Here is a 12,306-nt window from a genome sequence, read left to right on the forward strand (position 1 = left end):
GCTCCCGCCCCCGCCCCTGCCCCCGCCCGGTCGATCTTGGAGTTGTGGTGGGCGTTTCGCTGCAATTCGCGGCGAATGCGGGGCACCACAAGTCCATGATCGACCGGGGCTAGGGGTTTAGGTCGCGGGGGTTAGGAGGGTGTTGACCTCGGAGCGGGTCGGTGGGTCGGCGCCGCGGCGGCCGCAGGTCAACGCGGCAACCGTGGCGGCCTCTCGGAGCACCGCAGCCCACTGCTGCGGGGTCACCGCGGCGAGCCGATCGGCCGGCCGGTCGCCGAGCGCGTCGAGGTCGGCCAGCGCAGCCAGCAGACCACCGGTGAACGAGTCGCCGGCGCCGACGGTGTCGACCACTGTGGTGCGTACCGCCGGCTCCTCGTGCAGCGTGCCGTCGGGCGCGAGCAGCCAGGCGCCCTCACCGCCCCGGGTTACCACCGCGCAGGACACGCCGGCAGCGCGCCACTCGGTCATCACGTCGGCCAGCGAACGGTCCGGGTAGAGCCAAGCCAGGTCCTCGTCGCTGGCCTTGACCAGGTGCGCGAGGCGTACCTGCCGGCGTACCCGCTGCTGCTCGGCCGCCCGGTCGGTGACGATGCTCGGCCGCAGGTTGAGGTCGATGGAGACGGTGAGCCCGTCCCGGTGGTGTTCCCGGGCGAGCAGTCCCTCCAGCACCTCCGCGCCGGGTGCCAGCGCGAGCGCGAGGGACCCGCTGTGCAGCGCGATGGCCGGTGAGCCAGCCAGCTCGGGCAGCTCCTGCGGCGTCCACTGCCAGTCCGCCGCGCCGGCCAGCCGGAACTCGTAGCTGGCCTGTCCGGCGGCGTTCAGCGTGGCCACCGCCACCGAGGTGGGCTCCTCGGCGTGGACGGCCCAGCCCAGGTCCACCCGGTTGGCGCTGAAGTGCTCGACGAGTTGCCGACCGTACTCGTCGCTGGCGAGCCGGGCCAGCAGCCGTGCCGGTTGGTCGAGCCGGGCCAGGGTGACCGCGACGTTCGCCGGGGAGCCGCCCGGCACGGCCCGCTCCCCCTCGGCGGTGACGACCAGGTCGATGAGCGCTTCACCCGCGACGACGATCACGCCGCCACCTCCCCCGGTGCGAGCGGGCCGGGGCCACCGAGCCCGACGGCCGAGCGGGACAGCAGCACCGCCTGGTACGCGTGGTACACATCCGGCCGGCCGTGCCAGACCGTGTCGGCGGGCAGGTTCTGCGCGTCCAACTCGTGCCGCCAGCCGGTGTAATCGATGAGGTTGTGCCGGGCGTACGCCCAGAAGACCCGGTACCAGTCCAGGTAGACCGCGTCGCCGGTGCGGCGGTGCAGGGTGACCGCCGCTCCGATGGCCTCGGCGAGGACCCAGTGCATCCGGGTACGCACGACCGGCCGGTCATCCCAGTCGATGGTGTAGATGAAGCCGTCCGCGCCGTCGACGGCCCAGCCGCGACGAATGGAGGCGGCGAACAGAGCACGGGCGTCGTCGAGCAGCCAGCGGGGCGGCTGCGGCAGCACCGCCTCCAACTCCAGCAGCAGCCGGGCCCACTCCAGCCAGTGCCCGATGGTGGAGCCGTACGGCCGGAACGGGTCGGCGGGCTGGTCCCGGTTGTAGTCGGGCAGCGGCGTCCAGTCGGCCGTGAAGTGCTCGGGCAGCCGCCAGTCGTGCCGGGCGGCTTCGCCGTGCACCAGGTGCTCGGCGATGCGCAGCGCCCGGTCGGCCCAGCTCGCGTCGCCGGTGGCGGCGGCAGCGGCGAGGAACGCCTCGACCATGTGCATGCTGCTGTTGGCGCCACGGTAGTCCTCGGTGACCGTCCAGTCCCGGTTCCACGATTCGCGGACCGCGCCGGCGTCGTCGTCCCAGAACCGGTCCCGCACGACGGTCAGCACGTCGGCGAGCAACTGGTCCGCCCCGGGCCGCCCGGCGCGTGCGGCGCTGGAGGCGGCGAGCAGGACGAACGCGTGGTCGTAGCCGGCCTTGCGATCGTTGACGGGCACTCCCTGCTGGTCCACCGCGCTGAACCAGCCGCCGTACTTGTCGTCGCGCAGCAGTGTGCTGAGCGCGGCGATCCCGTGGTCGACCAGGGCGGCGGCGTCCGGGTCGCCATTGCGATGGGCGAGGGCTGCCACGTGGGTCATCCGGCAGGTGATCCAGGCATAGACCGGCTCGCCGCGATCCGGGGTGCGGTCATCGGTGAGCCACCAGAAGCCGCCCTCGGGCCGCACCGCGCGACGGGCGGTGTCGAGCAGCGTCCGGGTCTGGTCGGCGAGGAAGCCGTCCAGGTCGGGCAGGTCGGGCGACCCGGCCGTGGCAGGGGTCGTATCGGCGTTGAATCGGGGCACGTCGGTCATCTCAGCTGGTCACCGTCGGGTAGGAAAGGGACATACGGCCAGGATCGGCGGACGGGCCGGGTCCGCGCCGGGAAATCGTCAACGGGACACCCGCGCACCGGCTGGCCTACCGGGTGCGGCAAGGAGAGGATCATCTGTGCAATTTCTCCCCTTCTGTCCGTTGACATCGTTGTCACTAGTCAACCCTGTCCGGCAGCCGGGCGGCTGTCAATTCCGGTTGCGTCACACCGTACGGCCTCGGGAACGCACCGATCAGTAGTAGTCGTCGATCGGCTGACGTGCCTCGTCGAAGAGCGCCGGGCCCTCGTAGCGGACCGGAGGCAGCGGCGGGGTCGCCGGCTTGACCTCCTCGAACTGCTCGGTGGACAGGGCGTACACCACCCGTCCGAGGCCGGACCGCTCGATCGCGGTCGCGCACATCGCGCAGGGCTGGCAGCTGGTGAACATGGTGGTGCCGGCGGCCACCTCGGGGGCGAGTTGCCGAGCCGCCCAGCGGGCGAGCTTCAACTCCGGATGGGCGCTGATATCCGAGTCGGAGACCACTGTGTTGTGGTCCTCGATCAGCACGACGCCGTCCGCACCGACCAGCAACGAGCCGAACGGCCGTTCGCCGGACGCCCCGGCCCGGCTGGCAAGCGCCACGGCGCGGCGGAGAAACTCTTCGTCGTCGGGGGTCATCGGTCCTCCTGGGATTTGCGGTACGCGGCCACGGCCGCGAGCGTCCGCCAGGCGCGTTCAGGCTGGCGGATCTCGGTCAGGTCCCCGTTGAACGGATCCAGCACCACCGTCTCCGCGCCGAGCGCACGGAGCTGGTCGAGGTCGGCGCTGATCTGATCGATGGTGCCGACGCCGGCGAGTCGGTCCGGGGCGGTGACCGGTTCGCGAGTCTCCTGAAGTGCGATCCGCGGCATCAGCGCAGGCACCGGGCGACCGAGTTCGTCGGCGATGGCCTTCAGCCGCCCGACCGCGTCCGTAAGGTCGCCGGGAGTGAGACGCAGCGGGTGCCAGGCGTCACCGAGCAGCACCGCGCGACGCATGCCGGCATCGCTGTTGCCGCCGACCCAGAGTGGGATCGCCGCGGTGTCGTAGTCGTCGGTGTTCTGCCAGGCCTCGCGCATGACCCGCAGGTAGTCGTCGGTCAGCGCGCCACGCTGCCGGAACGGCACACCGAGCGCCTCGAACTCCTGCCGAGCCCAGCCGACACCCACGCCCAGGACGAGCCGACCGCCGCTGAGCCGGTTGAGGTTCGCTGCCATCCGGGCGGTGAGCAGCGGATGCCGGTACGGAACGATGAGCACCGTCGTGCCCAGCCGAACCCGGGTGGTCACCCCGGCCAGCCAGGACAGCGTGGTGAACGGCTCGTAGAACGGCGCCGGATACTGCTCGGCCACGTCCGGGGTCACCGCGATGTGGTCGGAGACCATCAGCAGGTCGAAGCCGAGACCCTCGACCGCCTGCGCCCACCGCCGCAGCACGTCGGGGTCAGTCCCCGGAGCAAAGTTCGGTACGTTCACGCCAATCTGCACGGGTCCTACGCTAGCCACTGTGGACCCTCTGCGGGAACGTCGTTACCCACGGCCCAGGATGGCCACATGGATCTGCCCGAGGGACTTGACTGGGTACGCGGCTCACCGGCCGGTCGGGACTGGCTGGCCGCGCTCCCGACGTGGCTGGCCGAGTGCACCGAACGGTGGTCGCTGCGACTCGGGCCGCCCTTCCAATACGCGTACGCCTCACTGGCACTCCCCGCCGACCTGCCTGACGGCACGGCGGCGGTGCTGAAGCTTCAGTACCCCGACGAGGACAGCCGCCACGAGGCAGACGCGTTGGCCCACTGGGACGGCGACGGGGCGATCCGTCTGCTCGCCCATGATCCCGAGCGACGCGCCCTGTTGGTGGAACGCTGCCAACCCGGCACTCCCCTGCACGACCTTCCGCTGGACCGTGCGCTGGAGACGGTGATCGGGTTGCTGCCCCGGCTCTGGCGACCGGCCGGCATGCCGTTCACCCCGTTGGCCGAGGAGGCCGCTGGCTGGATCGACCGGATGCCCCGAGCCTGGGAACGGGCCAACCGGCCGTACGAGCGGCGGCTGCTCGATGCGGCACTCGACCTGCTCCGCGACCTGACGGCGAGCCAGGGTGAGCAGGTGCTGGTCAACCAGGACCTGCACGCCGGCAATGTACTCGCCGCCGGGCGGGGGCCGTGGCTGGCGATCGATCCGAAGCCGCTGACCGGCGAGCGGGAGTTCTCGGTCGTGCCGATGGTGCGCGGCCGCGAGTTGGGCCACTCGCCGGCAGCCGTCCGGTACCGGCTTGGCCGGCTCAGCACCGAGCTGGGGCTGGACCGGGAGCGGGTCCGGGGCTGGACGATCGGGCACACGCTGGCTTGGAGCGTCGCAGACGACATCGTCTTCCCGCATCAGGTCGAGGTGGTCCGCTGGTTGCTCGACGAGGGCTGACCGCGCTCTGCGCCGCCGCTGCCCTGGCAGGTACGGCACCAGTAGAGGTTGCGACCGGCCAGCGCACCGCGGCTGATCTCGGTGCCGCAGACGTGGCAGGGCGCTCCGGGGCGGCGGTAGACGTACACCTCGCCACCGTGCCGGTCCACCCGGGCCGGCCGGCCCATCGTCTCCGGCAGGTGCGCGTCGCGGACCGTGTCGATCCGGCCGTGCTCCACCGCGAGCCGCATCAACCCGACCAGGTCGGCCCAGAGCGCGTCCCAGCCGGCGCGGGTCAGCCCTCGGCCCGGCATCGTCGGCGGCAGCCCCGCCCGGAACAGCGCCTCGGTCACGAAGATCAATCCGGTGCCGGCCACCACCGACTGGTCCAGCAACAGCGCGGCGAGGGGCGTGGAGCTGCGGGAAATCCTGGCGTACGCCCGCTCCGGGTCGGCGTCGGCGCGCAACGGGTCCGGCCCGAGGCGGCCCCGCAGCGCGGCCACCTCGGGTGGGGTGAGCAGCTCACAGGCCGTGGGCCCGCGCAGGTCGAGCCAGTGTCGATCGCTCGCCAGCCGCAGCCGCAGCTGACCGACCGGCTCCGGCGGCTCCCCCGGCCCGTCGGCGAACTTGCCATACAACCCAAGGTGTACGTGCAACGTCAGCTCACCGGCGTAGTGGTGCAGCAGGTGCTTGCCGTACGCCTCGGTGCTCTCCAGGACGGTCCCGGAGAGCCGGGTAGCGCCCTCGGTGAAGCGGCCCTGCGGGCTGGTGGCGTGCAGCTTGTCCCCGGCGAACAGCTCGGCGTGCCGGGCCGCCAGGCGGTGGATCGTATGTCCCTCTGGCACGGGTGCCAAGGATAGCCAGCCCCGCTCGCCGAGGGCCGTACCCAGGCTTGGTGTCAGGAAACGCCCAAGTGGGTACTCGAGAGGCGACACCGCGTGGGTGCCACCCTTTCCGTCGGCCACCACGCATTTATCAGGAGGTGTGTAGTGGTCAGGATTCCTTCGCTGTCCCGCCGGTCCGAGCCGGCACCGACGCGGGACGAGAACCTCGACGGCCGCGTGGACGGCCGCGACACCCAGGTCACCGAGACCGGCCCGACCGACGACAGCGTCACCGAGCGGGACGCCAACCAGACGACGTACGGCAGCGCCGGCGCGACCGGCCGCCAGACCAGCGAGGCCGAACGGCGGGCCAATGAGCGGGCGGCGGTGGCCCGAGCCGCCACCGCGCGAGGGGTCGAAGCCGAGCCTCGCACCAGCACCACTCGCCCGGTCGCACCCGAGCCCCTGAACGGCACGACCCGCCCGGTCGCACCCGAACCCGTCAGCGGCACGACCAGGCCGGTCGCACCGGAGCCCCGCACCGGCACTGCCCGCCCGGTGGCGACCGAGTCTCGGCCCGCCGTCGCCCCGACCACGGCGCGCACCGCCGAGCGCGACGCCGCCCTCGACAGCCCCACCCGGCGACCCGACACGACGGACCCGGTAACGACGGACCGGGTCTCCACCGACCGCCCGGTCGACCCGACCCCGGGCGTGAGCACGCCCGAGCCGCCGGTGACGCGTGGCCCGAAGCCGCGGGCCAGCCTGCTCGCCACTCTCGGCCTGATCGTCTCGGTCGCCGGTGCGTTCTTCGTACTGACCGGGACGCTCGCCGGGTACGGCATCGGGGTCGGCGCGTTCGGCGCGGTGCTCTCGGTGCTCGGCCTGATGGCCACCCGCCGTCGGCACGTCGCCGGCAAGACCGACGCGCTCTTCGGCGTGCTGATCGGGCTGGCCGCGGTGGTGATCGGGGTGCTGGCGATGACCGGCCAGTTCGACTGGCCGACCACCGACGGCGACTGGGTGCAGCGCTTCCGCGAGTGGCTCGACTCACAGTTTGTCGATCGTTTCTAGCGGGCACTGTTCCGCTCGCCGGTGATGCACCGGCGAACAGCCGGCGGTTCGCCGGCAGCCCGACCTCATCCGGTGGTTCACCGGCCGGGCGACACCCTTTCAGGGGCGGCGGTTCGCCGCCCCTGAAGTGTTTCCAGGGCCTGATCGCCTCAGCTTGACCTGATCGACTCGACTTCCCGGAAGTCGGGCTGTCCCGGTCGCCCCGACACCGCGCTTTCCTGGAGCCCGAGTCGATCACCTCCGCGTACCCCGGAGCACGGCCCGCGCACCCCGGAGCACAGCCCGCGCACCCCGACCACGCCCGCGCCCACGGGAGCACAGGCGGTGCACCCGATCACGGCGCGTGCACTCCGACCACGACCCGTACACCGGCGCGGCACGCGCCGGCGCAACGAATCGCTTCCGGTACCCGCCCAGACGCAATGAATATTCGGTCTGCGCAACTCTCAGCGGTGGATCCTGCTGCTGACGCCGCATAACGTTGAGCAACGGCGCCAGCCCGTGGGCCACGGTGGCCGGGCGCGCCCGACCCCTGGGAGCAGGACAATGACGATGGACGCCACGAGCCAGCGCCTGTTGATGTGCCGGCCGACGTACTTCGCCGTCGATTACGCGATCAACCCGTGGATGGACCCGAGCGCGCCGGTCGACGCCGCGCTGGCCGTCCGGCAGTGGGAGCAGCTGCGCCAGACGTACCTTGACCTGGGCCACACCGTCGAGGAGATCACTCCGGTGCCCGGCCTGCCCGACATGGTCTTCGCCGCCAACGGCGGCACCGTGATCGACGGCAAGGCGATGGCCGTCCAGTTCCGTGACCCGCAGCGCGCCGACGAGGCGCCCGCGTATCGGGCCTGGTTCGAGGACGCCGGCTTCGAGATGTACGACCCGAAGCACGTCAACGAGGGAGAGGGCGACGTCCTGCTGGCCGGGGACCACCTGCTGGCCGGCACCGGCTTTCGCACGGCGCACGCCGCGCACGCCCAGTTGCAGGAGGTCTTCGGCTACCCGGTGGTCACCATGCAGCTGGTCGACCCGCGCTTCTACCACCTGGACACCGCGTTGACCGTGCTCGACGAGCGGACCGTGGCGTACCTGCCCGAGGCGTTCTCCCCCGGCAGCCAGTCCGTGCTGCGTCGGCTCTTCCCGGACGCGGTGCACGCCAGCATGGCCGACGCCGAGGTGCTGGGGCTGAACGCGGTCAGCGACGGGCGGCACGTGGTGTTGCCCGCGCAGGCCACCGACCTGGCCGCCAAGCTGCGCGACCGGGGCTACGAGACCATCGGTGTCGACCTGTCCGAGCTGCGTAAGGCCGGCGGCGGACCGAAGTGCTGCACGCTGCGACTCCGTCAGGGAAAGGCAAGCAAGTGATCGTGGATGACATCCTGCGTACGCCGGGAGCGGTCCGGGACGCCGAGCGCTGGACAGCGCACAACTACCACCCGCTGCCGGTGGTGATCTCGTCCGCCGAGGGCGCCTGGCTCACCGACGTGGACGGCCGCCGCTACCTGGACTGCCTGGCCGGCTACTCGGCGCTGAACTTCGGTCACCGGCACCCGCAGCTGATCGCCGCCGCGCACGCCCAACTGGATCGATTGACGCTGACCAGCCGGGCGTTCATCCACGACCAGTTCGCCGACTTCTGCCGGGAGCTGGCCGAGCTGTGCGGCAAGGACCTGGTGCTGCCGATGAACACCGGCGCCGAGGCGGTGGAGACCGGGATCAAGGTGGCCCGCAAGTGGGGCTACCAGGTCAAGGGCGTGCCCGCCGGTCAGGCCAACATCGTGGTCGCCGAGGGCAACTTCCACGGGCGGACCACCACCATCGTGAGCTTCTCCACCGACGAGGACGCCCGCGCCGACTTCGGGCCGTACACCCCGGGGTTCACGGTCGTGCCGTACGGCGACCTGGCGGCCCTGACGGCCGCGATCGACGAGAACACCGTGGCCGTGCTGCTGGAGCCGATCCAGGGTGAGCAGGGCGTGGTGGTGCCGCCGGAGGGTTACCTGCCGGGCGTACGACAGGTCTGCACCGAGCGCAACGTGCTGTTCATCGCCGATGAGATCCAGTCGGGTCTGGGGCGTACCGGCGAGACCTTCGCCTGTGACCACGAGGGCGTCGTGCCGGACATGTACCTGCTCGGCAAGGCGCTCGGCGGCGGCATCGTGCCGGTCTCCGCGGTGGCCGCGAACAGCGACGTGCTCGGCGTGCTCAAGCCGGGCCAGCACGGCTCCACCTTCGGCGGCAACCCGCTCGCCTGCGCGGTAGCCATCGAGGTGGTCCGGCTGCTGGCCACCGGCGAGTTCCAGCGTCGCTCTGCCGAGCTGGGTGAGCGACTGCGGGCCGGCCTGGAAGGACTGCTCGGCAAGGGTCTCGTGGGCGTACGCGTGCGTGGCCTGTGGGCCGGTCTGGACATCGACCCGGCGCTGATGAGCGGGCGGGAGGCGTGCGAGCGGCTCGCCGCTCGCGGCGTGCTCGCCAAGGACACCCACGGCTCCACCATCCGGCTCGCACCGCCGCTGGTGATCACCGAAGAGGAGATCGACCTGGCGGTGACCCAGCTGGCCGAGGTGCTGGCCGGCTGACCTGAACGTGGTGAAAGCGGGCGTCGGGATCCCGACGCCCGCTTTCGCGTCAGGGGCGGGGTATGCGCATGGCCATCGTCGGGGCCTCGGCCATCACCGAGGTGGGGGTGAACGGGGCACCGGCGGGCAGCTCCTCGGCCCTGCCGATCTGCACCCCCGGGTACAGCTCCACCATGTCGTTCTCGCCCAGCACCCGCGACTGCTGTGGCGCCAGCGGGATCCGGTCCGATTCGGCCATCGAGCCGCCCGGGCGGATGCCGGAGCCGTTGGTGCTCATGTCGGTCACGATGACCTCGCCAACCCGCAGCTCGAAGTGGACGTGGCCACGGCTGATCCAGCGCCGGGCCTCGTCGTTGAGCCACTGCCCAAGCATGATCCCGCCGTGCTGCTCCGGAGCCCGGCCCACCACCACCGGCTGCTCCTCGCTGAGCACGAACCGCCGCCGGACCAGGCCACCGACGCGCACTGCGAGCACCTCGGTACGCGGACGCGGGCCGCCGTCACCGAGCCGTGCGCCGTGTCGGGGGCAGGTCGGCACACCGTTGCGCAGCGCGGGAGGCGGCTGCCCAGCGGGGCTGCGTTCGACCACCCGGGCCAGGTCGGCGAAGGCACCGCCCCCACCACCGCTGCCGAACAGCGCACAGCCCGACTCCGGGCAGCGCCACTGGCGGGCCAGCAACTTGGCGCCGGTCGACGAGGGCTTGCCGGCCACCGGTGAATGGCCACCACCGACGTGCGCGATGAACACCGGCCCACCGGCGCCGGGCACCGGCGCGACCACCCGACCGGGCTGCTCCACCAGCCACGGGAACCGACCACGCAACCCGTCGAAGCGAACCCGGCTGAGCACCGGCAGGCCGAGCAGGTCAGCGACCTCCAACATCCGGTCACCCGGGTTGTCGAGCACCTCGACGAGCCCGTCGTCGGCCCAGCGCCGGACGACCATCCGCTCGTTGGAGGTGAGGTCGGCGTCGGAGAGCAACGCCCGGTGTACCACCGCGTAGACCTGGACGCTGTCCTCCTCCAACTCGCGGGAGAGCGCGTCGATGACCATGCCGAGGCGCAGCAGGCTGGCCGGCCGGCCACCGTCGATGTCCTGGTAGCGGATCACCTCGGCCAGGTCGATCACGGCCCGGGCCAGCAACGGGTCGGTGCAGACCCGGCCCTCGATGGCGTCCAGAACCTTGCTGATTTCGAATCTCATGCCGCACTCCGGACGATGTCGTCAATTCGCCGGGCCAGCTCGATGTCCCGGTGGGTGACCCCACCGGCCGAGTGCGTGACACAGCGGAAGGTCAGGGTCCGCCATCGGATGTCGATGTCGGGATGGTGGTCGAGCTCCTCGGCCACCGCCGCCACCCGGTCCACCACCGCGATGGCGGCCGGGAAACTGCTGAGCTGGGCGGTACGACCGATGCCGCTCGGGTCACCCGACCAGTCGGTCAACCCGCTCAGCCCTTCTCGCACCGCCTCTGCGGTGAGCAGGTCTGCCATGTGACCAGACCCTACCGGTGGCGCGCCCGACGAGCCGGACACGCCACCAGGAGACGGCACAGCGGGGCGGGCTGCCCGCGCCAAGATCTTTGAAGGGGCGGATCACCCTTGCGCGGGTCTCAGTTCACTAATCGGTCTGCCTGATCTTTGAGTCGATCCGCATATTCGTCCCAGTCCGGGCCGAACGAGAGGAGGTCGACTGAGGCTTCTCGTAACAGCTCTGGATCGTCCGGACGCTGGAGACAGGCAAGGCGGTATGCCAGATTGCGAGCCCATGGACTTAACGCCATCCAGTCATCCGCCAGGACCTCTCGAAGCATTGCGGTGATTTCATCGGCGGATGCGAACGTCACCTGCTCAATGAACTCGCGCGTCGCCACAGGAATCAGTCGAGTATCAACATCGTCGGTAGCCCGGATCAGATCTCGAGCCGCGCCGATGAGATCGAGCGCCACGCCGCCTCCCCTGCTTCTGTTCCGCCGGATCTTCGTTCCACAAAGACGCGGCGGGGGCCCTGCTCGGCGCAGTAGGCCCGGACGATCGGCTGGGCCCGGCGCAGGTTGGCGCGGGGCATGTTCGGGAACAGGTGGTGCTCGATCTGGTAGTTGAGACCGCCCAGCGTGGTGTCCACCAGCCGGCTGCCCCGCACGTTGCGCGAGGTCAGCACCTGCTTACGCAGGAAGTCCAGCTCGTCCTCGGCGGTCGGCATCGGCATGCCCTTGTGGTTCGGCGCGAACGCGCAGCCCATGTAGAGGCCCCACAGCGCCTGGTGCACGACGGCGAAGAGCAGCGCCTTGACCGGGGACATGACCGCCAACAGCAGCGCCACGTAACCGACGGTGTGCGCGACGAGCAGCACCGCCTCGACCGCCCGGTGCCGCATCGGAACGGTGAACTTGCCGTCCTCTCGACCGACGATCGCCCGGATGCTCGCCACGTGCAGGCTCAGGCCCTCCAGCAGCAGCATCGGGAAGAAGAAGTACGCCTGCCGCTGAGCCATCCAACGGCCGAACCCCCGGGTCTCCAACGCCTGCTCGGGCGTCCATACCAGGGCCCCAGCGCCGACGTCCGGGTCCTCGTCCTCGTGGTTCGGGTTGGCGTGGTGCCGGTTGTGCTTGTCGACCCACCAGCCGTAGCTGATCCCCACCGCCACGTTGCCGGCGAATATCCCCACCAACTCGCTGGCGCCACGCCGACGGAACATCTGGCGGTGCCCGGCGTCGTGACCGAGGAACGCGACCTGGGTGGTGGCCACCGCCATCAACGCCGCGAGCGGAAGCTGCCACCAGGAGTCGCCGAGCAGGAACACGGCCACCCAGCCGGCCACGAAGGCGCCGAGGGTGAGCACGATGCGGGTGACATACCAGCCGGGGCGCCGCTCCAGCAGGCCAGCCTGGCTGATCCGTCGGGACAACTGTGCGTAGTCACTGCCTCGCCGTCGTACCGGCGGTTCTGCCACCGCTCCGAGCGCCATCGATGCTCCCGTTTCGCTTACGTCCGTACCAGGATGGTTCGGGCTTATTGTCAGTCTGCCGGTCGCGGTAGCGGTGAGTAACCCAGA

At 71.1% G+C, this 12,306-nt stretch carries 13 protein-coding genes; 4 read left to right on the top strand and 9 right to left on the bottom strand.

Annotated features, from left to right (window positions below; all coding sequences use genetic code 11):
* Positions 1 to 117: 117 nt before the first annotated feature.
* The 4 genes from IF46_RS0122490 to IF46_RS0122505 all read right to left on the bottom strand — a co-directional run bounded on the left by IF46_RS0122490 (position 118) and on the right by IF46_RS0122505 (position 3,859).
* The gene (locus IF46_RS0122490) at positions 118 to 1,071 is read right to left on the bottom strand and encodes a carbohydrate kinase family protein (RefSeq protein WP_030490345.1); all 954 of its coding nucleotides are present in this window, start codon (positions 1,069 to 1,071) and stop codon (positions 118 to 120) included.
* Entirely contained in the window at positions 1,068 to 2,333 is a 1,266-nt protein-coding gene (locus IF46_RS0122495) for an AGE family epimerase/isomerase (RefSeq protein ID WP_030490346.1), read from the bottom strand. The genes IF46_RS0122490 and IF46_RS0122495 overlap by 4 nt, the downstream gene beginning before the upstream one ends.
* Before the next feature lie 252 nt (positions 2,334 to 2,585).
* A complete protein-coding gene (locus IF46_RS0122500; RefSeq protein WP_030490347.1) occupies positions 2,586 to 3,011 on the bottom strand; it encodes a nucleoside deaminase in 426 nt (141 codons plus the stop codon).
* A complete protein-coding gene (locus IF46_RS0122505) occupies positions 3,008 to 3,859 on the bottom strand; it encodes an LLM class flavin-dependent oxidoreductase (protein WP_030490348.1) in 852 nt (283 codons plus the stop codon). Before IF46_RS0122505 ends, IF46_RS0122500 begins: the two co-directional genes overlap by 4 nt.
* 66 nt (positions 3,860 to 3,925) lie before the next feature.
* Between IF46_RS0122505 and IF46_RS0122510 the strand changes: the two genes are divergently transcribed.
* Entirely contained in the window at positions 3,926 to 4,792 is an 867-nt protein-coding gene (locus IF46_RS0122510; protein WP_030490349.1) for an aminoglycoside phosphotransferase family protein, read from the top strand.
* On the opposite strand, the gene IF46_RS0122515 is transcribed toward IF46_RS0122510, so the two are convergent.
* Positions 4,753 to 5,616, bottom strand: a complete 864-nt coding sequence (locus tag IF46_RS0122515; RefSeq protein ID WP_030490350.1) for an Fpg/Nei family DNA glycosylase — start codon at positions 5,614 to 5,616, stop codon at positions 4,753 to 4,755. The two genes, IF46_RS0122510 and IF46_RS0122515, sit on opposite strands and share 40 nt — an antisense overlap.
* Before the next feature lie 144 nt (positions 5,617 to 5,760).
* On the opposite strand from IF46_RS0122515, the gene IF46_RS0122520 reads away from it, so the two are divergent.
* The 3 genes from IF46_RS0122520 (at position 5,761) to rocD (ending at position 9,251) form a co-directional block, all read left to right on the top strand.
* Entirely contained in the window at positions 5,761 to 6,669 is a 909-nt protein-coding gene (locus IF46_RS0122520; RefSeq protein ID WP_232234123.1) for a sulfite exporter TauE/SafE family protein, read from the top strand.
* A gap of 552 nt (positions 6,670 to 7,221) precedes the next feature.
* Entirely contained in the window at positions 7,222 to 8,037 is an 816-nt protein-coding gene (gene ddaH / locus IF46_RS0122525) for a dimethylargininase (RefSeq protein WP_030490352.1), read from the top strand.
* A complete protein-coding gene (gene rocD, locus IF46_RS0122530) occupies positions 8,037 to 9,251 on the top strand; it encodes an ornithine--oxo-acid transaminase (RefSeq protein WP_030490353.1) in 1,215 nt (404 codons plus the stop codon). The genes ddaH and rocD overlap by 1 nt, the downstream gene beginning before the upstream one ends.
* A 49-nt stretch (positions 9,252 to 9,300) precedes the next feature.
* Here rocD and IF46_RS0122535 read toward each other — a convergent pair whose 3' ends face one another.
* From IF46_RS0122535 to IF46_RS0122545, 4 genes are all read right to left on the bottom strand, one after another.
* Positions 9,301 to 10,455 carry an FHA domain-containing protein gene (locus tag IF46_RS0122535; protein WP_030490354.1) on the bottom strand — a complete coding sequence of 385 codons (1,155 nt, stop codon included), beginning with the start codon at positions 10,453 to 10,455 and terminating at the stop codon, positions 9,301 to 9,303.
* Positions 10,452 to 10,745, bottom strand: coding sequence for a 4a-hydroxytetrahydrobiopterin dehydratase (locus tag IF46_RS34860; RefSeq protein ID WP_030490355.1), 294 nt, complete (start codon positions 10,743 to 10,745; stop codon positions 10,452 to 10,454). The genes IF46_RS0122535 and IF46_RS34860 overlap by 4 nt, the downstream gene beginning before the upstream one ends.
* Positions 10,746 to 10,864: 119 nt before the next feature.
* Complete coding sequence (locus IF46_RS33930) at positions 10,865 to 11,200, bottom strand: hypothetical protein (protein ID WP_198041507.1); 336 nt, start codon at positions 11,198 to 11,200, stop codon at positions 10,865 to 10,867.
* Positions 11,164 to 12,219: a fatty acid desaturase family protein gene (locus IF46_RS0122545; protein WP_084598002.1), complete on the bottom strand. Its 1,056-nt coding sequence runs from the start codon at positions 12,217 to 12,219 to the stop codon at positions 11,164 to 11,166. Before IF46_RS0122545 ends, IF46_RS33930 begins: the two co-directional genes overlap by 37 nt.
* Between the last annotated feature and the right edge of the window lie 87 nt (positions 12,220 to 12,306).

The sequence above is a fragment of the Micromonospora chokoriensis genome (assembly GCF_000718555.1).
Taxonomy (GTDB): Bacteria; Actinomycetota; Actinomycetes; order Mycobacteriales; family Micromonosporaceae; genus Micromonospora; species Micromonospora chokoriensis_B.

Bases quoted from the DNA above. Each gene is read 5' to 3' on its own strand.
- IF46_RS0122535 (WP_030490354.1), bottom strand. From the start codon at position 10,455: ATGAGATTCGAAATCAGCAAGGTTCTGGACGCCATCGAGGGCCGGGTC.
- IF46_RS34860 (WP_030490355.1), bottom strand. From the start codon at position 10,745: ATGGCAGACCTGCTCACCGCAGAGGCGGTGCGAGAAGGGCTGAGCGGG.
- IF46_RS0122495 (WP_030490346.1), bottom strand. From the start codon at position 2,333: ATGACCGACGTGCCCCGATTCAACGCCGATACGACCCCTGCCACGGCC.
- IF46_RS0122500 (WP_030490347.1), bottom strand. From the start codon at position 3,011: ATGACCCCCGACGACGAAGAGTTTCTCCGCCGCGCCGTGGCGCTTGCC.
- IF46_RS0122510 (WP_030490349.1), top strand. From the start codon at position 3,926: ATGGATCTGCCCGAGGGACTTGACTGGGTACGCGGCTCACCGGCCGGT.
- ddaH (WP_030490352.1), top strand. From the start codon at position 7,222: ATGGACGCCACGAGCCAGCGCCTGTTGATGTGCCGGCCGACGTACTTC.
- IF46_RS0122545 (WP_084598002.1), bottom strand. From the start codon at position 12,219: ATGGCGCTCGGAGCGGTGGCAGAACCGCCGGTACGACGGCGAGGCAGT.